Genomic DNA, 25,178 nt, shown 5'->3' on the forward strand with positions numbered 1-25,178 from the left:
GATGTCCCCTCTGACTTGTGATGGTGTGAGGCATCAGAAATCATGTCAATTATTATATTGTAATGATCCAATGACGGCGCATCTGCGCGCGGCGGTGCGTTCAGCCAATGGCACCGATATCGAAAACCGGCGGGAGCTGCTCGAAGGTCTGCCGCACCGTGGTCAGCGCCTGCGTCAGCGCGGCGGGTGAGAAGTGCCCGCCGAGGCAGATGCGGATGCCCCCGCCGTGATTGCTGCCGGCAATGAACGGATCGGACGGCGTCACCGCCACGCGCCGCTCGGCGAGCGATCGCACCAGCCCGTCCTCCGTCCAGTGCGCCGGTACCTTGAGCCAGGCGCAGAGCGACAGGGGATGGGTTGAGGCGATGTGGGGCCCGAGCGTCGCCGCGACGACCCTCTGGCGCGCCCGCGCTTCGTTCCGCTGCACGGTCAGCAGGCGCTGCGCGGTGCCGTCCTCGATCCAGCGGGAGGCGATTTCGGCCAGCAGATAGGCCCCGCTCCAGCTGGTGACGCGCAGGATCGAGGCGGCCCGGATCGAATAGTGCGGCGGCACCACGAGATAACCGACCCGCAGGCCTGTCAGCACGGTCTTGGTGAAGCTGGTGACGAAGAAACCGAGATCCGGCACCATCTGACTGATCGAGGGCAGGGGCGTGTCGATCAGCGGCTTGTAGACCTCGTCCTCGATCACGAACACGCCGTGACGCTGGGCGATGGCGGCGATGGCCTCCCGGCGCTCGGCCCCGGCGACATGGCTGGTCGGGTTGTTCAACGTGGGAATCAGAACCAGCGCGCGGGGGCTGCCGGCCTGGCACGCAGCCTCGAACGCCTCGGGGAGCACGCCTTCCTCGTCGGTGGGAAGCCCCCTGAGGTTGAAACCCAGCACATTGGCGAGGCCGATCACGCCATGGTCGGTCAGGTTCTCGGTCAGCACCACATCGCCGGCGCGCACGATGCAGCTCAGCGCCAGGAACAGGCCGTGCGCGGCGCCATTGGTGATCAAAATGCGTTCGGTGCCGGCATCCACGCCCAATGGCTTCAGCCAGGCCCGCGCCGCCTCCCGGTGCGGGTCGAGGCCGGCGATCGGTCGGCAGGCGCTCATGAAGGCGCCATTGTCGGCACTGGCCAACGCGCCCAAAACGGCCCGCGACGCCTCCTCATGCGCCCGCGTGTAGACACCGCGGACGATGGAAAGGTCCACCACCTCGTCGGGCGTGCGGTCCAGCATCAGCCTTCCCGCCCGCTCGGTGACACGCGTCTTGACGAAGGTGCCACGACCGATTTCGCCGGAGAGATAGCCCAGCCGCTCCGCCTCCCGGTAGCTCAGGCTCACCGTCTGCACGGAAAGACCGAGGTCGCGGGCGAGGTCGCGATGCGTCGGCATCCGGTCCATTGGCTTGAGCACGCCGGAATCGATGTCGGCAATGATGCGTTCCGTCAGCGCCGCGTGCTTGGTCTGGCCTTTCGCCTTGGCGAGCCGGGGCTGCCAGTCCACGGTCTTGCCCAATCCCGCGCTGGCAGGCGCGGCGACCGGAGGGTGGACTTGACGCAGCATCGAATTGTCTCGTTCTTAAGGGAAGCTATTCATGACATTATGCACGCCCGGTCGCGAAAGATGAAGCTCGATGCCACCGATCACCGGATCCTCGCGGCGCTGCGCCGCGAGGGGCGCATTACCAAGCTTAAGCTTGCGGAGAAGGTGCATCTCTCCCCGGCGGCCTGCTGGGAGCGGCTGCGTCGGCTGGAAACCTCCGGCATCATCAAGGGCTACACGGCCATCATCGACCTCGGGGCCGGCGAGCCGCGCACGACGGTCATGGTCGAGATTAGCCTCAAAAGCCACCAGCAGGCGGATTTCCGTCGCTTCGAGGAGGCCGTGGCCCGCGAGCCCGCCATCGTCGCCTGCGACGCCACCGGCGGCGGCATCGACTATATCCTGCGGGTGACGGTGCCGGATATCGACAGCTACCAGCGCCTCATCGACCGATTGCTCGAACAGCAGCTCGGGATCGGCCGCTATTTCAGCTACGTGGTGACGAAAAGCGTGCCGCTGGGAAAAAGCGGCGAGTGACCCCGGGCTGACGCGCCGCCAGCAGCCCCGCTGGACGCAGCCACCGTGCCTCACCGCATGCGGTTGCGCACCGAATGGAGATGCGCGCGCATGCCGATCTCGGCCTGGTCCGGGTCGCGCCGGGCGATGGCGTCGCACACCGTCTCGTGTTGGGAAAAGCTGAGATGATTGCCCGGCGGCACCGGGTTGAACCGCAAATCGCCCCACACCGGCGAGCGGCGCACGGCATTCAGCGTCTCGAACAGCACGATGAGCAGCTTGTTCCGGCTGGCCTGTGCGATGGCGAGATGCAGGCGATTGTCCCACGCTTCGTAGACGCTCCAGCTCTTGGCGCCGCGCGCACGCCGATTGCACGCAGTCATCTCGGCGAAATCCGCCTGCACGCCGTTCAGTGCCGCCAGCCGCGCCAGCTGCGGCTCGATCGCCAGCCGCGCATCAATGATCTGCGCCGGGCTGGTGATGCTTCCCAGATACTCCACGTCGTGCAGGTTGAAGACGGGCCGGGCGCCGATGAAGGTCCCGCGCCCGATATGCCGCCAGACCTGCCCCTCGGCTTCAAGCACCGCCATCGCCTTGCGGACCTCGCCGCGCGAGATCTTTAACTGTTCCGCCAGCGCGCGCTCGGAGGGTAGCCGGCCGTTCAGTGGCAATGTCTGCTCGCTGACGAAATCCCGCAGCATCGGCAAAGCATCGGCACTTGATCGTCGCCCAGCCATTCTAACCAATCACCAAATTGGGTTCAGATTGGAGCTTCCCACGACGCCCCAATAGCGCGCAAGCTCCCGGTTAAAGTCACCGCTTGGGAAGGCTGCCGGCACCAACCCCGGGATACCGGATGCTTGGGTACGCTGACCAAAGTCCGCAATGGTTATGCGGGGTGACGCGGATTGCTGCGCCAACAGCGCCCGCGCCCGCCCCGCATCAACCGCTCAGGGAGAGAGAACAACCGCCTTCACGCATTCGCATCAAACACAAAAATATCTGGAGGAAACAAATGACGATCTCCAAGAGATCCTTCTGTCTTGTTGCCGCAGCCGGCGCGCTGCTGCTTGCCGCACCGCTGTCCCCCTCGTCGGCGCAGACTCTGAAGGACATCACGTTCGTCCAGCCCAGCCCGTCCTCGATCAATTCCTTCCCCATCTACGTCGCCATCAGCGAAGGCTTCTTCAAGGAAGAGGGCCTCAATGTGCGGGTGGAATCGGTCAACGGGTCCGGCCCGGTGATCCAGGCGCTGGCCTCCGGTCAGGCCCAGTTCGGTCGTCCCGGTCCCGGCCCCGTGCTCAACGCCCGGGCGCGCGGCGTGGACGTGGTGTTCCTCTACAACATGATGGTCAAAAGCTCGTTCGGCATCGTGGTGAAGGACGGCGATTCCTTCAAATCGGTGCCCGATCTGAAGGGGAAGGTCATCGGGGTCGGCACGGCGGATGGCGCCGAGGTCTCCTTCGCACGTGGCATCCTCTCCAGCCTCGGCATGCAGGAAAACCGCGATTTCACCTTTTTGACGGTTGGCGATGGCGGCATGGCGGCGGCCGCCTTCACGCGTGACGACATTTCCGCCTATGCCGCTTCAACAGCGGATGCGGCGATCCTCACCTATCGCGGGCTCAAGCTGCGCGACATCACGCCCGTCGAGTTCCTCACCTATTTCGGCAACGGCTTCGCGGTCATGCAGTCGACCATCGACAAGGACCCCAAGCTGGTGGAGAGCTTCGGCCGGGCGGTGGTGCGGGGGCAGGAATTCGCCGCCGACCCGAAGAACCGCGACAGGGTGCTGGCCGACCTCAAGGCGGGCATGCCGCAGGAGAACGAGGATCGCGACTTCGCCAACGCGCTGTTCGAGCAGGTGCTGGCCAAGACCATTCCGCTCGATGCCAGCAAGGGCTGGGGCTATCAGGACCCCGCGCACTGGGACCGCTGGCACAAGAGCCTGGTCGAGACCGGCAGCCTGAAGCAGCCGATCCCGGACCTGCCGAAGGCCTACACGAACGCCTTCGTGGAGACCTGGAACAAATGAACACCGCCGCAGCGGCTCTCACTAAGCTGCCGAGCCACCGGGATGTCGTCTATGAGCTGAGATCGGTCAGCAAGACCTTTGCCTTGCGCCGCATCCAGGCCCTCGACAAGGTGGATCTGAGGCTCGAACGGGGAAGCTTTTCTTCGGTCATCGGTTCGAGCGGCTGCGGCAAGTCCACCCTGCTCAAGATCATGGCGGGGCTCCAGTCGCCCTCGTCCGGCAGCGTTGTCCTGGCCGGCACTCCCGTCATGGGCACGCGCCGCGATATCGGCATGATGTTCCAGCACGCGACGCTGTTTCCCTGGCGCACGACGCTGGAAAACATAGTGCTGCCCATCGAGATTCGCGACGGCAAGCACGCGGCGCGCGCCAAGCATGAGGACGCGCGCCGGCTTCTCGAACTGGTCGGCCTGAAGGGGTTCGAGAACGTTTATCCGAACGAGCTGTCCGGCGGCATGGCGCAGCGTGCCGCGATCTGCCGGATGCTGATCACCGAGCCGGAGGTGCTGCTGCTCGACGAGCCGTTCAGCGCGCTCGACGAACTGTCGCGCGACTTCATGAACATGGAGCTGCAGCGCATCTGCATGGCGCGGGAGGCCACCGCCTTCCTCGTCACCCACTCCATTCCCGAAGCCGTCATCCTCTCGGACACCGTCTATGTCATGCGGCCACGGCCGGGTCGCGTGGTCGAGGAAGTCCCGATCGACCTGCCGCGCCCGCGCACCCTCGACATGATCACGACGCCGCGCTTCGGCGCGCTGGTCGAGCACATCCGCAGCCGTCTCGACAAGGAGGCCCTATGAGCGCCACCGATCTCAACGACGGCCTCGGCGAGGGCTCGGCGTCGACGATCGTCGACACCGTCTGGACCGAGGAAACCTCCTGGCTCGACCGGGTGCCGCGCGCCGTGTCGATGCTCGCGCTGTTTCTCGCCTTCCTCGCGGTCTGGCAGGTCGTGACGATGCTGGGGATCATTTCCCCCATCATCATGCCGACACCGGCGGAGGTCGGCCGCGACCTCGTCACCGTGGCCCTGAACCTGCTCGCCGGCGACTACATGCTGGGCGCGATGTGGATTACCGCGAAGGAAGTGTTCTTCGGCTTCGCCATCGCCATCACCGTCGGATTCAGCCTGGGCGTGCTGGTCGGCGAAACCAGTTTCGGCGAGCGGGCGGTGATGCCTTATCTCGTCGCCATCGACACCATGCCGAAGATCGCGTTCGCCCCTCTCTTCGTCGCCTGGCTCGGCTTCGACATCGCATCCAAGGTGGCGCTGGCGGCCTTCATCGCGACCTTCCCGATCATCGTGGGCACTGCCGCCGGCCTCCATGCCGCCGACACCAATGCCCGCATGTTGTTCAAGACCATGGGGGCCTCGCGCTGGCAGACGCTGGTGAAACTGAAGCTGCCCACCGGCCTGCCGCACTTCTTCACCGGCCTGAAGATCGGCTCTGTCGGCGTCATGGCCGGCGCCATCACCGGCGAGTTCCTCGGTGGCGGAAAAGGCTTCGGCGAACTGATCCGGGTCGCCGCCAGCATGCTCGACACGCCCCGCGTGTTCTCGCTGATCCTCTATCTCAGCCTCATCGGGCTTGCCCTGTTTGCCTTCGTCAACTGGGTGCAGCGCCATTTCGTATTCTGGCACAAGGCCAGGGTCGCGCAGTCGGACTAGCGGCCCTCCAACCTCTGCGTCTTCTCAAAGGGTAGAAACATGCATCTCGTGACGTATCGCACGGCCGCCGGCTCATCGGTGGGCGTCCTCGACGCGGACTCCGTGATTGCCGTGCGCGATCTGGTTCCCGGCGCGCCGGACGACATGATCAGCGTGATCGAGGCGGGCGACGCCCTGCTGGCACAGCTTGCCGGCGCGCTCAAGGGCGCTTCCGCCTCCGCTCGCACCCCGTTGGCCACGGCCGAGCTGCTGTGCCCGATCCCGCAGCCCGGCAAGGTCATCTGCCTCGGCCTCAACTATGCGCTGCATGCCAAGGAGGGCGGCAACGCGGTACCTGATTATCCCGCCTTCTTCATTCGGACCAACTCCTCGCTCGTGGCCCCCAATGCCCCGGTGCTGCGGCCGAAAGTGTCCGACAAGCTGGATTATGAGTGCGAGCTGACGATCGTCATCGGCAAGCGCGGCCACGACATTCCGGAAGCCGAGGCGCTGTCCTATGTCTATGGCTACACGATCCTGAACGATGTCTCGGTGCGCGATTATCAACGCAAGACCACCCAGTGGTCCGCGGGCAAGAACTTCGACGGCACAGGCCCGCTCGGGCCGGTCATCGCGACGGCGGATTCGCTGCCGGCCGGTGCCGATGGCCTCGGCATCCGCACCCGCCTGAATGGCGAGGTCATGCAGGACAGCGTCACCTCCGACATGGTGTTCAAGACCGCGCGCACCGTCGCCCTCATGTCGGAGATCATGACCCTGAACCCGGGCGACGTCATCGCCACCGGCACGCCCTCCGGCGTCGGCTATGCCCGCAAGCCGCCGGTCTTCATGAAGCACGGTGATGTCGTCGAGATCGAGATCGACGGCATCGGCATCCTGCGCAATCCTGTCGTCGACGCGTAAGCCCGCCCGATGAGCGCACCGCCCGCCACCATCTCCGCCGCCGCCCTGCAGGACTTTGTGTTCCGCAGCTTCCTTGCCTTCGACATGCCGCGTGAGGATGCGCAAGCGGCGGCCGCACTCATGGTCGAGGCGGATCTGCGCGGCTATGACACGCATGGCGTGTTCCGGCTCCGGCAATATGTGAACCGGCTGCGCGGGGGCGGCATCAATCCCGCCGCCCGCATCGAGCGGGTCCGCGAAACCGCCGCGACCGCACTCATCGACGGTGGCAACGGGCTTGGCCATCTCGCCATGAAGGCGGCGACCGAGCTCGCCATCGAGAAGGCCGCACAGGCCGGCATCGGCTGGGTCGGCGTGCGCAACAGCAACCATGCCGGGCCTGCCGCGCTCTATGTGCTCCCGCAGACGCGCCAGGGCATGATCGGGCTGTGCGCGGCGGTCGGCAGCGCCAATCATGTGGCGCCCTTCGGCGGAACGGATCTGCTGCTGGGCACCAATCCGCTGGCCATCGCGGTGCCGGCGGGGCGCCAGCCGCCCTTCCTGCTCGACATGGCGACCACCACCGCCGCCATGGGCAAGATCAAGACGCTGGCGCAGCGCGGCGAGCAGATGCCGGAGGGCTGGATGGTCGGCCGCGACGGGCGCCCGCTCACCGACCCCAACAGGCGCGACGAGGGTTTCCTCCTGCCCATCGGCGGACCGAAGGGCTATGGCCTCGCCATGGCGATCGGCCTGCTGGCCGGGGCGCTGAACGGCGCTGCCTTCGGTAGCAATGTCGTCGACTTCACCGCCGACACCACCACCACCACCAACACCGGCCAGTTCGTCGCCGCCCTATCTGTCTCCGCTTTCGGGGCTCCCGAGACGTTCGCGGAGACGGTCGACGCGGTGTTTGACGAGATGCGCGGCTCCGAACCGCTGCCGGGTTATCCTCCCGTACGGATACCGGGCGAAGGACGCGACGCCGCAGCCGAGCAGCGCCGCATGTCGGGCCTGGTGCTGCACACCAATCTGATCAAGGAACTGCAGGCGATCGCCGGGGAGCTGTCGATTCCTGGCCCACTCTAACTCTATGATAGAGCACGCGGATCGGCATTCCTCACGCCAGACCGCGCCTCAGTACGGCGAGCCAATCCGCCTCGGTCACGACCCCCAGGGGACGACGTTCGGCATCCACGATGAAGACGGCGTGGACGCGGTCGACGGCGAAGCGGTCAAGGAGACCTATGGCGGGCATATCCGGCTCCGCGGTCGTGGCCGCTGTCATCGTCTCTCCCAGCGAGGCACTGAAAGCCGAGAGTTCCCGCAGCCCAACCGCGCCGACAATCCGGCCTTCGTCGTCGAGGATGGGCAGCCGGCGCACATCGTGCTGGACGAGCAGCGCGCGCACTTCATCCACCGGCATTGTGAGGCGGGCAGCGACGACGCCGCCATGCATGATGTCCGCGCAGGTGAGGTCTCGATAGGAACGCGCCAGCGCCCGCTGCTCGATCTCCCGCAGCAGTCGCTCCAGGTCGTTCACATCTATGTCGAAGGTCTCTCCCGTCCGATCGAGGGCGGCGTCCAGGTCAGCCCTGCTGAACGTCCACGGCAGTTCGCTCTCCGTCGTCTTGGCAGGCGGCGGGGCCGCGACATGGGGATAGGAGTGCCCGGCAAAGCGATGATAGACCCAGGCCGTGGCGACAAGGACGACGGCGTTGAGGCCGACCGGAAGAAGCGGGAAGGCGTAGCTTGAGGAAGCCCCGGCGAAGAGGCCGACGAGTGCCGCCGCCCCTCCGGGCGGATGCAGGCAACGCAGCAGCGACATGACACCGATCGCAACACCCACCGCGATCCCAGCGGAAAGTGCCGAAAGTGGCATATTGTGAGCCACCAACAGGCCGACGAGCGCCGACACGACATTGCCACCGATCGCCGGCCACGGCTGCGCCATCGGACTTGCCGGCACGGCAAACAGAAGCACGGCCGAGGCCCCCATCGGAGGTACCAGCCACAGCATCTGCTGCGCGTCGGTCGCGGCCAACCCGCTGATGAGGCCGGTCAGCCCGATGCCGACCAAGGCCCCCGTGCAGGCCAGCATTCGGTCGCGCAAGTTAGCCCCCGCCAGTATGGGTCGAAATAACTTCAGGCGGGAGCTTGCAGACATGATGACCTCCAGAATGCGAGTAAGACGACTGGGTTCATGGCCGGACCTGTCTAAAGCAGACCGGCCGTCAGGCCGGACCCCAGAGGGCTGAATTCCACCATCACACCGTTCTCCCCCTCGGAGCGCTGGCGCCGAGCGAGAAGATCAGGTGCTGGAAACCTTGCTTGCGCTCCACCAGACTGGCGATGGTATAATTGTCCAGCACGGCGAAGAACGCGGCCATTGCCTCGTCGAGCACGGGGGGGACGCCGCAGCCGCTCGACAGCGCACAACCGGCGCAGTCGACCAGATCGAAATCGTCCTCCGTGTGGCGTAGCAACTCGCCGACGCTGATCTCGCTGGCCGGCCGCGCCAGCCGGTAGCCGCCGGTGCGGCCGCGCACGCTGGCGACATAGCCAGCCTTTCCGAGGTCGTGCAGCACCTTCATCAAATGGTTCTGCGAAATGGAGTAAGCGGCGGCAATCTCGGAAATCGCACAGAGCCTATCGCCGCGCGCCGCGAGGTACAGCACCACGCGCAGGGCGTAGTCGGAATAGCGCGTCAGTTGCATGGCTACCTGTCTGGAGGCTTTCCAGTCCGCTAATACATGTATAGCGTATACATGATTTTAGCGGAGGCAAGGCATGACCGAAGGCGGCGCACAGGCGGGCGGAACGGACCAAGAGCGAGGCGGGGCGGTGCGAGCCTTTGTGATCGAGAGCCGCCGTGCCGAGAGCGACGTGATCACCTCGTTCGTGCTGCGCCCGCGCGACGGCCGGCCACCCGCCCCGCACGTCGCAGGCCAGCATCTGACGCTGTTCGCCGATATCGACGGCGTAGGCCGGCAGAAGCGCAACTACACCATCTCCGCCGCGCCGAACGGCGAAACCTACCGCATCTCCGTCAAGCGCGAGCCGGAGGGGAGGGTGTCGAAATGGCTGCATGACGACGCGCGCGAGGGCACGCTCATGGACATCGCTCCGCCGGCCGGCGCGTTCGTGCTGCCGGAGAGCGGCCATCGCCCGCTCGTTCTGCTCAGCGCCGGGGTCGGGCTGACGCCGATGGTGGCAATGCTTGAGGCGGTTGTCGCCGAGCACCGCCAACTCGCCATACAGTTCATTCACTGCACGCAGAACAGCACGACCCATGCCTTTCGAGAGCATGTGCGATCGCTCGCCGCCGCGAGCGGTACCGATACGACCTTTTTCTATTCGCGGGCGGGAGGCAATGACGTCGCCGGGCGCGACTTCAACAGTGCCGGCCACCTGACGCCGGACTGGCTCACGGCCGATACTCCGATTACTGAGGCGGAGTATTTTCTGTGTGGCCCGCCGGGCTTCCTCAGGAGCTTTGTGCCCGCTCTCGCCAAGGCCGGCGTTCCTGCCGACCGGCTCCATTACGAGTTCTTCGGAGCTGTGGAAGACCTGTTCGACGATCCGCTCCCAGACTCGCCCCCGGCGGCGTCCCCGTCGGCCACAGTATTGGACCGCCGCTCGCGCGCCAGCGCGGGCTTCACGCGCGAGGCGATCGGCGACGCGCTGATCGACAGCGCGGCCGATGCCGTCGTTGCCAGCGATGCCGAAGGTGCCATCGTGCTGTGGAACCCCGGCGCCGAGCGCATATTCGGTTTCACCGAGGAGGAGGCGCTCGGGAGTTCACTCGACATCATCATCCCCGAACCGTTCCGCGCCCGCCACTGGGAGGGATACCGCGAGACCGTGGCCTCCGGCCAAAGCCGCTACGGCGCCGGCGACATGCTCTCCGTCCCCGGCCTTACCCAGGACGGGCGGCGAATTTCGCTGGAGTTCACCATCGCGCTGCTCAGGGACGAGGCCGGAAAGGTGAGCGGCATGGTCGCCGTGCTGCGGGACATCACGCCCCGTTTCGAGGAAATGAAGGCGCTGAAAAAGAAGATGGCCGCGACCCAGAATTCGCCCGGCGCTTGATGGCAGGAATGGCAATTGCCGGCAAAGTCCCGCCGGTCTTGCGGGGGCCGACGCGCGGGCCTTGATTCGCGCTCACCGGAACTGATCACGCCACTCGCTGGGCGAGACGCCGTACCGGCTGCGGAACAGCTTTCCGAACGAGGAGGCGTCCTTGAAACCGCAATCATAGGCGATAACCGAGATGCTCCGGCCGGTAGCCGCCTCGATCAGCTTGCGCGACTTTGCGAGCCTGACCTCGCGGACCGTGTCCATGATCGTCGCGTCGTTCTGCACGAACGCACGGTAAAGGGCGGCGCGCGAGCAGCCGAGCGCCCGGGCGACGGCGTCCGGGGACAGGTCGATCATTGTGTAGTTCGACTGGATATAGCGCTTCGCGGCAAGGAACAGCGCGTTGGCGTTGGCTTCGCCACCGCCGTTCAGTTCGCGCCCGATGTGCTGGAGTAGTAGGAGGCTCAGCGCGTGGATGGCGTCGAGCGCGGCTGCCATCTCCTTCGGTTCAAGATGTTCCGCGTGACGGTCGAGCCCTAGCATTTGCTCGCGGACCATGACGCCGAGCGGGATGGTGTCCAGCAGCAGGAAAAGGCCGGGAATGTCGCCACCGAGCGCTTCCAGCGCCTTGGCGCGCGGCAGAAGAAGGTAGATTTCCCTGCCGAGACTCCGGTGATAGCGCATGGGGCGGGTCGCGTCATAGGCGGCCAGCCGGCCATGCGGCGTGATGCACTGCGTGCCGCCGGGGCTTTCCAGCCCGAGTTCGCCCTCCGGCATCATCGAGATTACCACCGCCTCGCCGGCACCGCTGAGGCTGGCCGCCCGCGAGAACACGGTTCGGTGCTCCGATCCTTCCTGGCTGGCAAACACCCCCATCTCGCCGCGCACCGAGCGCTTGATGGCGAACAGGTCGGTATCTCCTGCCTGATCCGCTTCGAGCTCGACGACGCTGTAGGCCACTTCGCGCCAGGCGTCGAAACGCTCGCTTCTATCGAAGTCGGATGTGGACAGGCGCTTCAGGCGGTAGAGGCCGGCATCGGCTGCATGCGGCCCTGCGACCTGATAAGCCTTGCCCCTGCGGTCGCTCATCAAACAAGGTTCCCAACGACGCCGAAAGCCTCGCCAACGGCGTCAGAATGGCTGCAAACCCAGCCGGCGTCCACTACCGCTGCGGCCGCGCGAGATCTCCCTACCGAAGTACCGGGTCGGCCTCGCGTCGCCGCCCCGCGCGCGAATGAAGCTTATTCCCCGGGCGGGGCTGATACGCTGCGCCGAGATTTGGAACGCACGAACGATTGCCAGTGCAACCCGCGTCGATAGTCTGGCGGGCGTCATCGGGCTCACGGGCGTCTCGCTCATGGGTTTGCTCTCTCGTGGGATTCTCGCAGGTCACGACGCAGGCATGGAACGAGAGCATTCAAACGGGCTCGCCATCGACGGAGGTTTCCCCGTCAGAACGCTACCGCTGCCGTACGAATTCCCCGGGGCGAACTGGATCGGGGAAGAAGAGCGGCTGCTTGTCGAGCGCGTGGTAACCGCGCGCAGCCCTTTCCGCTTCTACGGCGAAGACTCCCAGCACATGGTCGAGACGCTGGAGCGCGAATGGTGCGCCGCGTTCGGTCACGGGCACGCGGTTGCCGTGGCGTCGGCAACGTCCGGCCTGTCCATCGCCATGTCGGCACTGGAGATAGGGCCCGGCGACGAGGTGCTGCTGCCCGGCTATCTCTGGGTCAGCTGCGTCGCCGCCGTGGTCCGCTCGGGCGCAATCCCCCGGCTTGTCGAGATCGACGACAGCTTCACCATCGACCCCGTCGACCTCGAGCGAAAGATCGGGCCGCGCAGCCGCGCCGTACTGGCCGTTCACATGAACGGGGCGCCGGGACGCATCGCCGAGGTTGCCGCCATCTGCGAGCGCCATGGCCTTGCGCTGATCGAGGACTGCGCGCAGGCGGCGGGCGCCACCTCGGGCGGACGCGCCGTCGGCCGGTTCGGCGCCATTGGCGTGTTCAGCTTCCAGCTCAACAAGAACATGACATCCGGGGAGGGGGGAATGGTGGTCTGCGAAGACACCGCTCTCTACCGCCGGATCGTCGCGCTTCACGATCTGGGCTACGCGCGTGACGCGAACGGAAGGCTGGATACGGCGGACGAGACCTGCCAGCTCTGGGGCTACGGCGTGCGCATGTCCGAGCTGGCCGGGGCGCTCGCACTGGCGCAGTTGCGCAAGCTTCCCCGCATCACCACCGCGATGCGTACCGCCAAATGGCGCATCCGCGAGGCGCTGTCCGACATTCCGGGCCTTGGCCTGCGCACCATTCCCTGCCCGGCCGGCGACACCGGGCCGTTCCTGATCACTGTGCTGCCCGATGAGGACACGGCGCGCCGCTTCGCCGCCGCCGTTCATTGCGAAGGCATTGCCGGCCCCGGGGGGCGGTCGCTCTGCGTGTCGATGCGCGACTGGGGGCTGCACTGGTACTCCAACATCCCAAGCCTCGTTCGCCGCACCTCGAACAGCCGCGACGGCTTCCCCTGGAGCCATCCCGCCAACGCCTTCGCCGCCGGGTACGACTACCGCATCGGCGCGCTTCCCGCGTGCGACGACCTGCATTCCCGCAGCGCCATCCTGTCCATCGGATCAACGCTCGCCGAGCAGGATGTCGACGACATCATCCGCGCCTTGCGCAAGGTTGCTCATCTGGTGCTGTCGTGAGCGACCCGTCGGAGCAAGAGGCGGCCGCGCTCCTGCGGGCGATGATCGCGTCGAGCCCCTACCGCGATTATCTCCGCCCGATTGAGGACGATGTGGTCCGGGTCGCCTTTCTCAACCACCAGATCCGTGCCGCCCTCCTTTCCGCCAGCGCTGCCGGCGTGCGCGCGTCGCGCTTCTCCTTCCGGCGCGGGCCGGACGAAAAGCGGGTGCTCTCCTTTCTCGAATATGTCGCGTTCGCCTCGCCGGGGTTCCTCGCCTCCGTTGGCGAATGGCCATTGGAGCGCGCCAATGGCTGAAATCGACGCTTGCGATGTGTGCGTAGTGGGCACAGGGGCCGCCGGCGGCATCCTGGCGCACAGCCTAGCGATGGTCGGCCTGAAGGTCGTCTCCCTTGAGCAGGGGCCGAGGCTGGCGGGCGACTATTTCCGCAGCGCCGACCCTTATGGCAGCCGTAAGGACTTCGGCATCCGCGCGCATACGAGCTGGCCGGCGGATCCGCACGAGGCCTTCTTCGGCAACGCCCTGTTCGCCTCGGCCGAACAGGGATCGGCGCGACGCCGCGCCGGCGGATTCCTGCCCTATCAGGTCTTTGCCGTCGGCGGCCTGCAGAATCTCTGGAATGGCGTCAGCGTTCGCTTTTCCGCTGACGATGTGCGTGGCTGGCCGCTGCATTATGACGACCTCGCCCGGAACTATGCGGCGGTTGAGCGGCTGGTGACCGTGTGCGGCACGGCGGCAAACCTGCCCGAACTGCCAGACGGAGAGTTCATCGCGCCCAAGCCCTTCCGGCCGGTGGACCACCTGCTGGCGAAGGCGGTGGCAAGCCTGGGCGAGCCGACATCGCACGTCACCGCCAACCGCAAGGCGATCAACACAGTGCCCGGCACGCCCTCCTCGTGCCAGTCGACGGGCGGCTGCGCCTTTGGTTGCCCCACGGATGCGGTCTACAAGTTTTCCACCCGGCTGCTGCCGCGCATCGCTGGCCGCACCAATTATGCGCTGCGGCCCAATGCCAAGGTGACGCGCCTGATCGCCGCATCGGACGGGGGGCGGGTTGAGAGCGTCGAGTTTCTCGATACGGCCACCGGCGAGCGGCATCGGCTACGGGCCGGCGTCGTGGTGCTGGCGGCGGGAGCGCTGGAGTCGCCGCGCATCCTGTTTAATTCAGCCTCCGAGGCGGCGCCGGCGGGGCTGGCCAACTGGCATGGACAGGTCGGACGCCGGTTGCAGGATAATCCCAAGACCGTTCTGTCCACTTCGCTATGGAAGCTCTGGGGCCGGCGGCGGGACTACGACATCGGCTATGGAGACCCGGTCCTGATCGTGGGGCGCGCCGGCTTGCCGGATGGCGAAACCTTCCCCTTCCTTTGCCATAACAGCCACTCGGTGCCGGATATTCCCCACTATCTTGCCGGACTCGAACGGTTTCCCCCGTTCGTCAAGCGGCGGCTGGCGCGGCTCATGTTCCACAGCTACCTGACGATCGGCATGTTCTGCGGCGGCGAGCCCGATCCCGCCAACCGCCTCCGGCCCAGCCGGGAGACCGACGCCTTCGGGGTGCCGCAGGTCGATGTCGACTACACCACCTCGCCGCGCGCCCAGGCCAGAATGGACGCCATGGAGCGGTGGGGCCGGCGGGTGCTTGGCCGAGCGTCGGGCACGATCATCCATGGCGGCAGTTCCGACAACGGAACGGGCATCCATTATGCCGGAACGACAGGCATGGCAGCGGACCCGGGCGCCGGCGTGGTCGATGTGGACCTTCGCTGCCACGGGATGGACAACCTGTACGTCTGCGATGGCGGCGTCATTCCCCAACTGCCCGAGAAGCACCTGACTCTGACGATCATGGCCCTCGCGCACCGTCTTGGCGGGCACCTGGCTGCGCGCGCCGCAGCAGGGGAACTCGCCGCCGCATGAACCTCGACAGGCAGCGTGAAACGGGGCGTCCCGTCACGCTGGTTCGGCAACGAATGATGCCCGGCTGAGCCGGAGAGAGGAGATTTCCATGTTCGCTTTGCATATCGCCTTGCAGGGATGCCTTCGCGGCTCCGACGTGCAGTACGGCATCAGCGCCGACACCGGCGGCCACATCCGCTATCTGCTTGGCATGGTGGAAGCCTCCGAGCGCAGTGCGAAGCTCGAACGCATCGTCATCGCGACCCGGGCCTTCGACAGCAAGCACGGCCCCGAATATGCCGCTCCGCGCGAGCGTGTGTCGTCCAAGACGGAAATCGTCCGCTTTGCGACGCCGAATCCGGACTACCTGGCCAAGGAGGAGCTCTGGAGCGAAGTGCCGGCTTACGCCGAGTCCCTCATCGACTGGATTGTCGCCCAGCCCGCCCCGCCTGACATCATCCACGCCCATTACGCCGATGCGGGTGTGGTGGCCGGCATCGTTCGCGAGAGGCTCGGCATTCCCTATACCTTCGTCGGCCACTCCCTCGGGCGTGTCAAAATGGACGCCTTCCGTGACAATGCCGGGTCGGAAAACCCCGATTCCATTGAATCGCTGGAACGCCGTATCGACATCGAGGAACGGGCCATCCGCGACGCCTCACTCATCATCGCCAGTTCACGCGACGAGGCCGAGTTCCAATATTCCCAATATAAGAACTACGATCCCGGGCGCATACGCATCGTTCCCCCAGGCGCCGAACTCGCCGCCTTCCGGGGCGCGCCGCCGCGCCTGAACGTGGACCGGCTCATCAACCGCTTCCTGACCCATCCCGAGAAGCCGGCGCTGATCGCGATTGCGCGGCCCGTGGCGAAGAAGAACCTCGCCATGCTGGTGAGGGCCTATGGCGAGAGCCCGCAGTTGCAGGAGATGGCGAACCTCATCCTGATAGCGGGAAACAGGTCCGACATTTCCGATCTGGAACCGGAGATTTCCAACAGCCTGAACGAGATCCTGCGGCTGATCGACCTCTACGACCTCTACGGCAAGATCGCCTATCCCAAGGTGCACCTGCCATCCGACGTGCCGGCGATCTATGCGTATGCGCAGTACCGGCGGGGCATCTTCATCAATCCGGCGCTCAACGAGCCTTTCGGGCTCACCTTGCTGGAGGCGGCAGCCGTCGGCATCCCCATCATCGCCACGGACAGCGGCGGGCCGAACGATATCGTCGAGATCTGCCGCAACGGCGAGCTGGTCGATCCGAGCTCCCCGGACGACATCGCGCAGGCCGCCATCCGCATTCTCGCCGACCCCGCCTTGTGGGATTCCTATGCTGCTGCCGGTGCGCGCGCGGTCAAGCGTTTCGACTGGCGCTCCCACGCCAAGCGCTATTTGCGCCTTGCCGAGGCCGTGACCGGAAATGAGGGAATCGCGGTCCCGCAGCCGCGCGAGCTGCTGGTGAGTGACATCGACAACACGCTGCTGGGATCGCGGGACGCGCTGTCCGAGTTCAGCGAATGGCTGGCGGGGGAGCCCGAGATGGGGTTCGCCATCGCCAGCGGCCGCAGCTTCCACAGCGCCATGTCGGTGCTGGAGCAGGAAGAGGCGCCGCTGCCCGACATCATGATCACCAGCGTCGGGTCGGAGATCTATTATCGGGCGGAAAACGGCCCGCAATACCGCCCCGACCCCGAATGGGCGGAGTGGATCGCGCAGGGGTGGGATCGCGCCGGCATTCTCGCCGCCTTGCAGGACCTGCCGGGGATTCGCCCGCAATCCCCTCTCGAGCAGCGCCGCTTCAAGCTGAGCTATCTCAGCCCGGGAAACCCGGACGCGGCAGCCGTGATTGCCGAGCGGCTGCTCAAGGCGGGACTGGAGGGCACGGTCATGGGCAGCCATGCGCGGTACATCGACATTCTTCCGCCCCGTGCGTCGAAGGGAACGGCCGTCGAGTTTGTCCGAAAGCGCCTCGGGCTAGCGTCGCGGCAGGTCTATGTCGCGGGCGATTCCGGCAACGACGTCGAGATGCTGCGTCTGCTGCCGAACGCCATCGTGGTCGGCAATTTCTGCGACCATCTGCGAAGCCGTCCGGAACTCGATCATTGCCATTTCGCCCCGCGCCGCTATGCGCGCGGCATTCTCGATGGCGTGGCCTATTTCCGGGGCACGGAGAACGAGCGAGCCCTCTCCGTGGCCTGACAGCCTCACACCCCGTCATCACGCCCGCCGAGCGCGCGCGCCATCGGCGCAAAGCGCAGGCTTCATCAGCACGAGGTCTCAATGCTGCATCTGTCCGTGGCCATCGCCTCGCTCGGCGGCCTGTTGTTCGGCTACGAGACGGGCGTCGCCGCAGGGGCGTTGCAGCAGGCCGTCGGCGGATGGGGCCTCGACCGCTTCGCCTTGCTGCTGGTGAGCACGGGCACGCTGGTCGGCGCCCTTTTCGGCGCGCTCGTCAGCGGCTGGCTGTCCGATCGCATCGGCCGGCGCGACGTCATCATGGCGACGGCCGCGCTCTTCACGCTCGGAGCCTTCTCGGGCGCGGTGGCACCGTCGATCGAGGTGCTCTTCGTCGCCCGCCTCATCGTCGGGGTTGCCGTGGGCGCCATGTCGGCGGTCGGTCCGACCTACATTGCCGAAATCGCGCCGGCCCGGTCGCGCGGTGCGCTGGTAACGGCTTTCCAGCTGGCTATCACGCTGGGCGTGCTGCTGGCCTATGGCGCCGACGAGTTCTTCTACGATGTGCCGGGCGGCTGGCGCACCATGCTGGGTCTCGGCGCCGCTCCCGCGCTTCTGCTGGCCGGGGCGGCGCTGCTCCTGCGGGAATCGCCGCTGTGGCTCGATCTTCAGGATGCGCAGGAGAGGTCCGGCTCCCACGGGGAGGGGACGGGCGAGGCGAGCCCGTTCTCGATTCAGGGCCGGCAGGCGCTGCTGCTCTGCGTCGGCCTGTTCTTCTTCCAGCAGTTCGTCGGCATCAACACCCTGCTCTATTTCGCCCCCTCGATCATGGAGGGCGTCGACTTCAGCCTGGGTGGCGGGTTGCTGGCGGGCGATGCGCTGCCCTTGGGAATCGTCAACGTGCTGGCGACGATCTGCGCCATAGGCCTGATCGACCGGGTCGGCCGCCGGCCGCTGCTGCTGGCCAGTTTCATCGGATCGGCCGCGGGCCTTGCCCTTGCCGGCGCGGGTCTGGCCTTCAGCGTTTCGGAGCCGGGTCCCGGCCAGGCCATGGCCGCCGCCGGCGTGTTTCTGTTCGTGGCCTCCTTCGCCATCGGCCTGGGGCCGATCCCTTGGGTGACGGCGGTCGAGATATGCCCGATCCGGATACGCGGCATGGCAATCGGCCTGGTCGCTGCCTCCCATTGGCTGTTCGACGGTATCGCGTCGCCGATAAGCCTGGTGGGCGCCGACGAGCCCACGCGGGCGGGCATCTTCGCCGTCTATGCCGGCATCGCGGTCACAGGCTTCTTCCTGTTCCGGCGCGCCTTTCCGGAATGCAAAGGGCTCGCTCTTGCCACGATCGACGCCCGGGCTGCGGCGGCGGCCGCCGCGATGCGCGCGAGGGGCAGCCTGTTCGTGCACTACGCGGTCACGGCGCTCGTCACCACCGGAGGTCTGCTCAACGGCTTCAATTTCGCCATCACCGCTGCGGCCATCGTCCTGCTGGCGCGCGATTGGGGGCTGGGCTCTTTCGAGCAGGGCGCCGTGGTCAGCACGCTGGTCCTCGGCCTCGCGGTGGGCTCCTTTCTCGCCGGCGGATTGGCCGACAGGTTCGGACGGCGCTATCTCCTGATGTCGACGGCGGCGCTGTTCGTCGCCGGCGCGTTCCTGTCGGCACTGGCACCCTCGCTGATAGCGCTGCTGGTGGCGCGGGCGGCGGTGGGGTTGGCGATCGGCATCGCGTCGCCGACGACCGGCATCTATGTCGCCGAAATCTCGCCCAGCGCCATTCGCGGACGCCTGCTGTCATTCGAGGCGGCCACCTATGGAGCCGGTGCGATCCTCGCCTATTGCGTCGGCATCTGGTTCGAGGCGACACCCGAGGGCTGGCGCTACATGTTCGCCTTCATCGCCGTGCCGAGCACGATCTACGGCCTGCTCCTGCTGCCGCTACCGGAATCGCCGCGCTGGCTGGCGATGCAGGGACGCCACGCCGCCGCGCGCCGCGTGCTGCGCCAGTTCGATGAACGCGACGTCGACCACGTCCTCGCCGAGATGGAAACCGGGCAGCCGGAGGAGGGCGGGGGCTCCTGGCGGCAGCTGGCGTCGCGCGTCAACCGGCCGATCGTCGTGCTGGGCGTGACGCTGATGTTCCTTATCGTGTTCTGCGGCTGGGACATGGTGCTGTTCTACGCACCAACCCTGCTGGACGAGATCGGCTTCGAGGACACCACCGTCAATTTCGTCACCACTCTTGGCCTCAGCGTGGTGTTTCTCGTGGCCACCCTCATATCGCTCGGCATTGTCGACCAGGTGGGCCGCAAGCCACTGGTGGTCAGCGGGCTTGTCCTCATGTCCGGCTGCCTCGCCCTGCTGTCGCTTCTGCACGGGAGCGCGGCCGAGCCGGGCGGGGTTGCCGCCTGGGCCATGGTCGCCGTGCTCGCGGTGTTCGTTGCCGTCTTCGCCCTGACACTGGGACAGGTTGGCGAGATCGTGGTGGCGGAGATCTTTCCGCAAGCGATCCGGGGCCCCGGCACCAGCCTGTCTCACGGCATGCGGAGCCTGTTCGCCTTCGCATTCACCCTGACCTTTCCCTTCGTGATCGACACGGCGGGCCTCGGCCTCACGTTCCTGAGCTATGCTATCATCAACATTCTGGGGGCTGCCTACCTGTTCCGCTACATGCCGGAAACGCGGAACAAGACTCTGGAAGATATCGCCCGCTACTGGCGCGAACGGTGAGTGATCGAACGGACGTCGTGGCCACCAGCCCGCGTTTGAGGCCAGGCCGGCGAACGCGCCGCTCTAACCCTCCCGCTCCTCGGCGAGCTTTCGGGCGTAAAGCGCCCCGCTGACACCGCCCATGAGCGCGCCATTGCCATAGATGACGAGCAGCGGCGTGAGCGAGGCGAACAGGCCGAAATCGACCGCCGCAACGGCGGCCAGCACGGTGAGCGCGGTGATCACCAGCGCCGCCGGTACCAGCCGGCGCACCGTGAAGGCGATGAGGGCGGACACGCACAGGATGGCGAAGCCGGAGAGCAGGGCGAACAGGTCGATCATCGAGAGGTTCCGCGCGAGGTGCCTGTAGGGAAAGCGCACATGCCCGTCCTATAGAGGAGGCGGCGGATTCATTCTAGGACCCGGCCAGAACCGGCGTGAAACGGCGGGTCAGCCGCCGGCGACGACGGGGGACGCTGGCGCGGTCGAGGTTTCTGTCTCCGGCGCGCGGATCATCAGCCAATAGGGGTCGCTCTCTCCGGCCGGCGTGAACCCCTTGCGCTGATAGAGTCGCTGGGCGGGATTGTTCTTCTCGACATGGATGGAAACGATGCGTCCGTGGCGACTGGCCCCGGCGCAGGCCAAATCGAGCAGTGCGCCGCCAATGCCCCGGCTCCGGGCCTCCGGCAGCAGGCTGATATCGACGATGCGATGCTCGCGCGGGCCTCGGTGAAGATAGAACCGGCCGATGGGGGCGCCGTCGCGCTCGATGATGAGAAACAGCGCATCCGCGTAGTAGCGGGCATAATGCGCAACCTGACAACGGAACTGGTCGGCCAGAAATGCGGACCGAACCTCGTCCGGCCAGCCATTGCCCTGGAACTCGGGCCCGCGCACGCTGGCAAACAGCGCGGCGAGGAACGGGGCGTCCTCGCGGATTTCAGGGCGCAGGCTCACCGACAGGCCGTGAAGGGTTATCGGCGAGCTCACGAAATCAGCAACCATCCCCGTGTCAGTCATAGTTGGGATACGCGCCTTCGAGGCAAATGCAGTAATTGAGCGCGAGGTAAGGCTGCATGTTCTCGTGCGGGGTACCTTTGCCGGTGACGCTGATGCTGGCCGGTGACAGCGCGGTGTCGGGCGTTTCCTTGATGTAGCAATCCGAGAATCCCGGGCTGTTTTCAATCTCGTAGCGGCCGATATAGGAGTCTGCCACAGGCCCACGGGACATCTGGCTGTCGGGGATGGATCCGCCATAGGTCGAAAGTACATGCGTATGAGGTGGCGCATGCTGCTCGTAGAGGCGGGTAGCAGCGTCGCCGTCGGCCTGGCCGATTCTAGTCGCGTATGGTGTCCCGCCTGATGCGTTCCAGCCCATCACTGCCCGACCTGCAAGTCTGGGCAGATTGAACACCAAATGCTGGCCACCATAATTGTAGCCGATGATCGCCCAGAGCACCTGATGCTGCTGCACAGGGAATTCCGCCCCATTGCAGTAGGCCCAACCGTTTGGCGGGTAATTGAAACAAAACGCTCGAATTTCACCTATAAAGGCGTCCATGGCCGTTCTCCTTTAAGCTTCGCTAGGGTAAAGGCCAGTCAGAGCAATGATATAATTGATGGAGAGGGACGGCATGAGGTTGGAGTGCGGCGTTTGTGCGAGACTGTTTTCACCGATCGATTTGGGGTGAAGATCGCGTTTGTTCAGGTTGGCCGTATTCACGATATAAAATAGCGCGGGCTTGTCTGTGGAAGCAGCGGAATGCGCGGCAGATAAGATTCGGTCGGTGGGAGAACTCGATTGGGCGTCGCTGCTTGAGGCCATCAGCCGATGATTGTGCGCCGGTAGGTGCTCGCTCGTCAGTTCGACCTTGTCGAAACCGCTGGCGTCAGCCGTCCTGCGTGGGGAGAGGCCGGGACCCTGGCCGCTTCCCACCGCGAGCTTGCCGCGAAGATCGGGTATGCCAAATGTCGTCCTTCCATCTCCTCCCCAGGTGAATTCCAGAAGTGAATACAGGGCTTGATATTCGTTGATGTTGAGCAGCCGCCCATCGCATAACGCCCAGCCGGAGGGAATTCTCTGTCCAGCGAAGTTTCGTATTTCGCCTACATAACAATCGACCATTTTCGCCTCGTTACTCTTTAGAGGGCCACACGCCGGTAACGCATATGCAGTACGTCACGACGGCGAAGGGCTGCATGTTGTTGTGTGCCGCACCTGCTCCCTTGGGCCCGACCATTGCCTCGTTCAGGGCGATAAGGTTGCTTCCCAAAAGCGGCCTGTAGAGAAAGCGCTCTTTGTGGGCCTCCGAATCCGGGCCGATTGTCGCGAGGCATGCGTCTTTCGAGCTAACGGTGGTGCCGGGAGCCGTGGACGCACGCAGGGGGTGTGTGTGAGGCGGCATCGTCTCGGCGGTCAGCGCGACACTCTCGGCCCCGCCTTTGCTGGCGAAGGGGCGGGGAGTGTTCGGAGGGTCTGCATCCTGGCCCATCCCGAGCGGCACCCTTCCCCGTAGATCCGGGAGGGCGAAGTCGGTGTCCCCATTGCCGCCGAAACTGTGTCCCAGCAGTCCGTAAAGCGCTTGGTACTGCCGTGTCGGGAGAATTCGGCCATCCGCCGGCACCCAGCCGTTCGGTACGCGGTTGTACGCAAAGGCGCGGATCTCGCCGATAAAGCTGTCGGTCACAGTAAGCCTCCCCTGACCCACCACCTCGGAACATGGCGGTGCCCTGCTACAATTACAACCATAACGAGTATTATAATCTATCGTCAATCAATGACTGTGTTCCGCAACAAATAATTCCTGCAGGCGCATCGGCGGCCGTCGGGAGCACGTTGACGGCAAGGAAGGGGTGCAGCATCCTCTATGTCGATCAATGGTTGTATCGCGATATTCCGGAGGCAAAGATGGGCGAGGCACGGGGCGTCGAGGCGGCGAACTGCGTAACCAGCGGCGAAATGGCTCCTGCGCGACCCAAATGGGAAACGCCGGAATTGACCGTGACGCCGGCCGCTGATGCGAGGCTGACGGCAAATCAGCCGGGTGACGACGACGGCACGTCCTGAGCCTTCGGCATGGCCTTCTGCGGCGGGCAGGTATCGCTGGACATCGTCCGGCGGTGCATTTCCGTTCTGAGCGGGGGTGATCGCGCTGCCTCTCTCCACAATGAGCCTCCCATGGCCGTGGGGAGCCAATCACCCGCCGGGCTGGCGGTGGAGCCTGGCGTCGTTGCCGCCTTCGACGGTCGTCTCGACAACCGCAGCGATCTCGCGCGCCAACTCGGGCTGAGCGATATCGGCCGCGTCACGGACAGTGCGTTCCTCGGCGCGGCCTATGCCAAATGGGGAAGCGGCTGCTTCCATCGCCTGATCGGCGACTATGCCTGCGCCGTCTGGGACGGCAACAGCCGGGAATTCCTCCTGGCGACCGACCCCGGCGCCCTGCGCACCCTGTTCTTCTGGTCCGATCAAAGCCGCCTGCTGTTCGCCACCGAGCAGCGCGGCTTGTTCGCATGTCCCGACGTGCCGCGCGAGATCGACCAGGACCAGATGGCGGCGTGGCTCTGCATGCTGCCCCGCGAGCCGCTGCGCACCTTCTTTCGCGGCGTCAACCGGGTGCCTCCCGGCCATTTCATCCGCTGGTCGGCAGGGAATTTCACCGTGGAGCGCTGGTGGCGGCCCGAGGACGTGCCGACGCTGCATCTGCCGCGTGACGAGGATTATGAGGAAGCGCTGCGCGAGGCGCTCAGCGAGGCGGTGCGGGCCCGCATCCGGCCCGGTGAGCGCATCGGCAGCCACCTCTCCGGTGGGCTCGACAGTTCGACCGTCACGGCGATGGCGGCGCGGGAACTGGCGGCGCAGGGGCGGGGACTGATCGCCTTCACGGCGGCGCCGCGCCATCCGCAACCCGCCAGTCGCAACCGCTTTACCGATGAATGGCCGCATGCCGCCGAGGTGGCGGCGCGTTACGCCAATGTCGAGCATGTACGGATCGACAACGATGCCGAGCCGCTTCTCGATGCGCTGGATCGGCGCGAGGCCGGCCATGACTGGCCGTTGCTGAACGCTGTCAACAATGTCTGGATCACCGGCATCTATCGCGAGGCCCGCCGCCGGCGGCTCGACGTGGTGTTGCAAGGCGCGATGGGCAACATGACCATCAGCTATGCCGGCGGCGACCTTCTGGCGGGCCGCCTGCGCGGCGGCGATCTGGGCGGGGCGTTGCGGACGGCCCTGGACCTGCGCCGGGGGGGCGGGCGCTCATGGCTGGGTATCGCCGGGCAGGCGGCCGACAGCGTGCTGCCCGCGCCGATGCGCCGGCGACTCAGGGCCGCCCTCGGCAAAAAGGAAATCGAGCTCTACGACTACTCGGCGATCCGCCCGGAGTTTCTCAAGCGCTCCGGGCTGGAAGAGCGCGCCATCGAGCTGGGCGGAAGCCTCGGCAACCTTGCCCGAGGCGACAGCCGCGCGCTGCGGCTCGCGGTGTTCGACCGTTCCGATCATCGCGGCCATACCGCCATGTCGACCCGCCGGCTCTTCGGCATCGACGTGCGCGATCCGACCAGTGACCGGCGGGTCATCGAGCTGTGCCTCTCCATTCCGGACGAGCAGTTCGCGCTCGGCGGGGTGCCGCGCTCGCTGATCCGGCGCGCGATGCGGGGCGTCGTGCCGGATGTGGTGCTCGACGAGCGGCGCAAGGGACTTCAGGCGGCGGACTGGCGGGCCAGCTTCCAGGAGGCGCTGCCGGGCCTGCGGGCCGAGGTGGCGCGCCTGCGCAACAGCTCCTTCGCCAGCGAATGCCTCGACCTCGATCGAATGGACGCCCTTCTCGATAGCTGGCCCGGCATCGGAGACTCCAGCGAGAAGGCGACCTATGACTATCTCTGCACCTTCAGCCGCGCGCTCACCGCCGGCCGGTTCATCCGCCGGGTCGAGGGTGGCAACGGGTAGCCGCCGCCTTGTCGTTGTGG

General features: G+C 66.0%; 24 protein-coding genes. 14 read left to right on the forward strand and 10 right to left on the reverse strand.

Annotated elements, in window-relative coordinates:
- Positions 1-100 precede the first annotated feature (100 nt).
- Positions 101-1,555 (reverse strand): MocR-like ectoine utilization transcription factor EhuR, encoded by a 1,455-nt coding sequence (gene ehuR, locus EV667_RS10145; protein WP_245516094.1) that lies wholly within the window; start codon positions 1,553-1,555, stop codon positions 101-103.
- 60 nt (positions 1,556-1,615) lie between these two features.
- On the opposite strand from ehuR, the gene EV667_RS10150 reads away from it, so the two are divergent.
- On the forward strand, positions 1,616-2,071 hold the full coding sequence (locus EV667_RS10150) for an Lrp/AsnC family transcriptional regulator (RefSeq protein WP_131835243.1): 456 nt from the start codon (positions 1,616-1,618) through the stop codon (positions 2,069-2,071).
- A 50-nt stretch (positions 2,072-2,121) separates the two neighbouring features.
- Here EV667_RS10150 and EV667_RS10155 read toward each other — a convergent pair whose 3' ends face one another.
- Positions 2,122-2,751, reverse strand: coding sequence for a FadR/GntR family transcriptional regulator (locus EV667_RS10155; protein WP_131835244.1), 630 nt, complete (start codon positions 2,749-2,751; stop codon positions 2,122-2,124).
- A gap of 314 nt (positions 2,752-3,065) precedes the next feature.
- On the opposite strand from EV667_RS10155, the gene EV667_RS10160 reads away from it, so the two are divergent.
- From EV667_RS10160 to EV667_RS10180, 5 genes are read left to right on the forward strand one after another with little or no spacing between them, the layout of a single operon-like run.
- Positions 3,066-4,085: an ABC transporter substrate-binding protein gene (locus tag EV667_RS10160; RefSeq protein WP_131835245.1), complete on the forward strand. Its 1,020-nt coding sequence runs from the start codon at positions 3,066-3,068 to the stop codon at positions 4,083-4,085.
- Entirely contained in the window at positions 4,082-4,888 is an 807-nt protein-coding gene (locus EV667_RS10165; protein WP_131835246.1) for an ABC transporter ATP-binding protein, read from the forward strand. The genes EV667_RS10160 and EV667_RS10165 overlap by 4 nt, the downstream gene beginning before the upstream one ends.
- Positions 4,885-5,757, forward strand: a complete 873-nt coding sequence (locus EV667_RS10170; protein WP_131835247.1) for an ABC transporter permease — start codon at positions 4,885-4,887, stop codon at positions 5,755-5,757. Before EV667_RS10165 ends, EV667_RS10170 begins: the two co-directional genes overlap by 4 nt.
- 39 nt (positions 5,758-5,796) lie before the next feature.
- Positions 5,797-6,660 (forward strand): fumarylacetoacetate hydrolase family protein, encoded by an 864-nt coding sequence (locus EV667_RS10175; protein WP_131835248.1) that lies wholly within the window; start codon positions 5,797-5,799, stop codon positions 6,658-6,660.
- A gap of 9 nt (positions 6,661-6,669) precedes the next feature.
- Positions 6,670-7,728: an Ldh family oxidoreductase gene (locus EV667_RS10180; protein ID WP_131835249.1), complete on the forward strand. Its 1,059-nt coding sequence runs from the start codon at positions 6,670-6,672 to the stop codon at positions 7,726-7,728.
- Positions 7,729-7,759: 31 nt separating this feature from the next.
- Here the strand turns inward: EV667_RS10180 and EV667_RS10185 are convergent, their stop codons facing one another.
- Positions 7,760-8,806 carry an HPP family protein gene (locus tag EV667_RS10185; protein ID WP_131835250.1) on the reverse strand — a complete coding sequence of 349 codons (1,047 nt, stop codon included), beginning with the start codon at positions 8,804-8,806 and terminating at the stop codon, positions 7,760-7,762.
- 100 nt (positions 8,807-8,906) lie between these two features.
- On the reverse strand, positions 8,907-9,356 hold the full coding sequence (locus EV667_RS10190) for an RrF2 family transcriptional regulator (RefSeq protein WP_131835251.1): 450 nt from the start codon (positions 9,354-9,356) through the stop codon (positions 8,907-8,909).
- Between the two features lie 73 nt (positions 9,357-9,429).
- Between EV667_RS10190 and EV667_RS23165 the strand changes: the two genes are divergently transcribed.
- Positions 9,430-10,731, forward strand: coding sequence for a PAS domain S-box protein (locus EV667_RS23165; protein WP_131835252.1), 1,302 nt, complete (start codon positions 9,430-9,432; stop codon positions 10,729-10,731).
- Positions 10,732-10,803: 72 nt separating this feature from the next.
- On the opposite strand, the gene EV667_RS10200 is transcribed toward EV667_RS23165, so the two are convergent.
- On the reverse strand, positions 10,804-11,808 hold the full coding sequence (locus tag EV667_RS10200; protein ID WP_131835253.1) for an AraC family transcriptional regulator: 1,005 nt from the start codon (positions 11,806-11,808) through the stop codon (positions 10,804-10,806).
- A 313-nt stretch (positions 11,809-12,121) separates the two neighbouring features.
- On the opposite strand from EV667_RS10200, the gene EV667_RS10205 reads away from it, so the two are divergent.
- The 5 genes from EV667_RS10205 (at position 12,122) to EV667_RS10225 (ending at position 20,228) form a co-directional block, all read left to right on the forward strand.
- Entirely contained in the window at positions 12,122-13,429 is a 1,308-nt protein-coding gene (locus tag EV667_RS10205; RefSeq protein WP_131835254.1) for a DegT/DnrJ/EryC1/StrS family aminotransferase, read from the forward strand.
- Entirely contained in the window at positions 13,426-13,725 is a 300-nt protein-coding gene (locus EV667_RS10210; RefSeq protein ID WP_131835255.1) for a hypothetical protein, read from the forward strand. The genes EV667_RS10205 and EV667_RS10210 overlap by 4 nt, the downstream gene beginning before the upstream one ends.
- Positions 13,718-15,349: a GMC oxidoreductase gene (locus EV667_RS10215; RefSeq protein ID WP_131835256.1), complete on the forward strand. Its 1,632-nt coding sequence runs from the start codon at positions 13,718-13,720 to the stop codon at positions 15,347-15,349. Before EV667_RS10210 ends, EV667_RS10215 begins: the two co-directional genes overlap by 8 nt.
- An 88-nt stretch (positions 15,350-15,437) precedes the next feature.
- Positions 15,438-17,528 (forward strand): HAD-IIB family hydrolase, encoded by a 2,091-nt coding sequence (locus tag EV667_RS10220; protein WP_131835257.1) that lies wholly within the window; start codon positions 15,438-15,440, stop codon positions 17,526-17,528.
- 81 nt (positions 17,529-17,609) lie between these two features.
- Positions 17,610-20,228, forward strand: coding sequence for a sugar porter family MFS transporter (locus EV667_RS10225; protein ID WP_131835258.1), 2,619 nt, complete (start codon positions 17,610-17,612; stop codon positions 20,226-20,228).
- 63 nt (positions 20,229-20,291) lie between these two features.
- On the opposite strand, the gene EV667_RS10230 is transcribed toward EV667_RS10225, so the two are convergent.
- The 5 genes from EV667_RS10230 to EV667_RS10250 form a co-directional block, all read right to left on the reverse strand.
- The gene (locus EV667_RS10230; protein WP_131836302.1) at positions 20,292-20,549 is read right to left on the reverse strand and encodes a hypothetical protein; all 258 of its coding nucleotides are present in this window, start codon (positions 20,547-20,549) and stop codon (positions 20,292-20,294) included.
- 108 nt (positions 20,550-20,657) lie between these two features.
- Positions 20,658-21,212, reverse strand: coding sequence for a GNAT family N-acetyltransferase (locus tag EV667_RS10235; RefSeq protein ID WP_245516095.1), 555 nt, complete (start codon positions 21,210-21,212; stop codon positions 20,658-20,660).
- A gap of 7 nt (positions 21,213-21,219) precedes the next feature.
- Complete coding sequence (locus EV667_RS10240) at positions 21,220-21,768, reverse strand: phage tail protein (RefSeq protein WP_131835260.1); 549 nt, start codon at positions 21,766-21,768, stop codon at positions 21,220-21,222.
- 12 nt (positions 21,769-21,780) lie between these two features.
- Positions 21,781-22,332, reverse strand: coding sequence for a phage tail protein (locus EV667_RS10245; RefSeq protein WP_131835261.1), 552 nt, complete (start codon positions 22,330-22,332; stop codon positions 21,781-21,783).
- Between the two features lie 10 nt (positions 22,333-22,342).
- Entirely contained in the window at positions 22,343-22,894 is a 552-nt protein-coding gene (locus EV667_RS10250; protein WP_165901591.1) for a phage tail protein, read from the reverse strand.
- 38 nt (positions 22,895-22,932) lie between these two features.
- On the opposite strand from EV667_RS10250, the gene EV667_RS10255 reads away from it, so the two are divergent.
- Together EV667_RS10255 and EV667_RS10260 are read left to right on the forward strand one after the other, a co-directional pair.
- Positions 22,933-23,274 (forward strand): hypothetical protein, encoded by a 342-nt coding sequence (locus EV667_RS10255; protein ID WP_165901592.1) that lies wholly within the window; start codon positions 22,933-22,935, stop codon positions 23,272-23,274.
- A gap of 111 nt (positions 23,275-23,385) precedes the next feature.
- Positions 23,386-25,158: an asparagine synthetase B family protein gene (locus EV667_RS10260; RefSeq protein ID WP_245516097.1), complete on the forward strand. Its 1,773-nt coding sequence runs from the start codon at positions 23,386-23,388 to the stop codon at positions 25,156-25,158.
- Positions 25,159-25,178: the final 20 nt, after the last annotated feature.

The sequence above is a fragment of the Ancylobacter aquaticus genome (assembly GCF_004339465.1).
GTDB lineage: Bacteria > Pseudomonadota > Alphaproteobacteria > Rhizobiales > Xanthobacteraceae > Ancylobacter > Ancylobacter aquaticus.

Bases quoted from the DNA above. Each gene is read 5' to 3' on its own strand.
- ehuR (WP_245516094.1), bottom strand. From the start codon at position 1,555: ATGCTGCGTCAAGTCCACCCTCCGGTCGCCGCGCCTGCCAGCGCGGGA.
- EV667_RS10150 (WP_131835243.1), top strand. From the start codon at position 1,616: ATGAAGCTCGATGCCACCGATCACCGGATCCTCGCGGCGCTGCGCCGC.
- EV667_RS10155 (WP_131835244.1), bottom strand. From the start codon at position 2,751: ATGCTGCGGGATTTCGTCAGCGAGCAGACATTGCCACTGAACGGCCGG.
- EV667_RS10160 (WP_131835245.1), top strand. From the start codon at position 3,066: ATGACGATCTCCAAGAGATCCTTCTGTCTTGTTGCCGCAGCCGGCGCG.
- EV667_RS10165 (WP_131835246.1), top strand. From the start codon at position 4,082: ATGAACACCGCCGCAGCGGCTCTCACTAAGCTGCCGAGCCACCGGGAT.
- EV667_RS10170 (WP_131835247.1), top strand. From the start codon at position 4,885: ATGAGCGCCACCGATCTCAACGACGGCCTCGGCGAGGGCTCGGCGTCG.
- EV667_RS10175 (WP_131835248.1), top strand. From the start codon at position 5,797: ATGCATCTCGTGACGTATCGCACGGCCGCCGGCTCATCGGTGGGCGTC.
- EV667_RS10180 (WP_131835249.1), top strand. From the start codon at position 6,670: ATGAGCGCACCGCCCGCCACCATCTCCGCCGCCGCCCTGCAGGACTTT.
- EV667_RS10185 (WP_131835250.1), bottom strand. From the start codon at position 8,806: ATGTCTGCAAGCTCCCGCCTGAAGTTATTTCGACCCATACTGGCGGGG.
- EV667_RS10190 (WP_131835251.1), bottom strand. From the start codon at position 9,356: ATGCAACTGACGCGCTATTCCGACTACGCCCTGCGCGTGGTGCTGTAC.
- EV667_RS23165 (WP_131835252.1), top strand. From the start codon at position 9,430: ATGACCGAAGGCGGCGCACAGGCGGGCGGAACGGACCAAGAGCGAGGC.
- EV667_RS10200 (WP_131835253.1), bottom strand. From the start codon at position 11,808: ATGAGCGACCGCAGGGGCAAGGCTTATCAGGTCGCAGGGCCGCATGCA.
- EV667_RS10205 (WP_131835254.1), top strand. From the start codon at position 12,122: ATGGAACGAGAGCATTCAAACGGGCTCGCCATCGACGGAGGTTTCCCC.
- EV667_RS10215 (WP_131835256.1), top strand. From the start codon at position 13,718: ATGGCTGAAATCGACGCTTGCGATGTGTGCGTAGTGGGCACAGGGGCC.
- EV667_RS10220 (WP_131835257.1), top strand. From the start codon at position 15,438: ATGTTCGCTTTGCATATCGCCTTGCAGGGATGCCTTCGCGGCTCCGAC.
- EV667_RS10225 (WP_131835258.1), top strand. From the start codon at position 17,610: ATGCTGCATCTGTCCGTGGCCATCGCCTCGCTCGGCGGCCTGTTGTTC.
- EV667_RS10230 (WP_131836302.1), bottom strand. From the start codon at position 20,549: ATGATCGACCTGTTCGCCCTGCTCTCCGGCTTCGCCATCCTGTGCGTG.
- EV667_RS10235 (WP_245516095.1), bottom strand. From the start codon at position 21,212: ATGGTTGCTGATTTCGTGAGCTCGCCGATAACCCTTCACGGCCTGTCG.
- EV667_RS10240 (WP_131835260.1), bottom strand. From the start codon at position 21,768: ATGGACGCCTTTATAGGTGAAATTCGAGCGTTTTGTTTCAATTACCCG.
- EV667_RS10245 (WP_131835261.1), bottom strand. From the start codon at position 22,332: ATGGTCGATTGTTATGTAGGCGAAATACGAAACTTCGCTGGACAGAGA.
- EV667_RS10260 (WP_245516097.1), top strand. From the start codon at position 23,386: ATGGCCGTGGGGAGCCAATCACCCGCCGGGCTGGCGGTGGAGCCTGGC.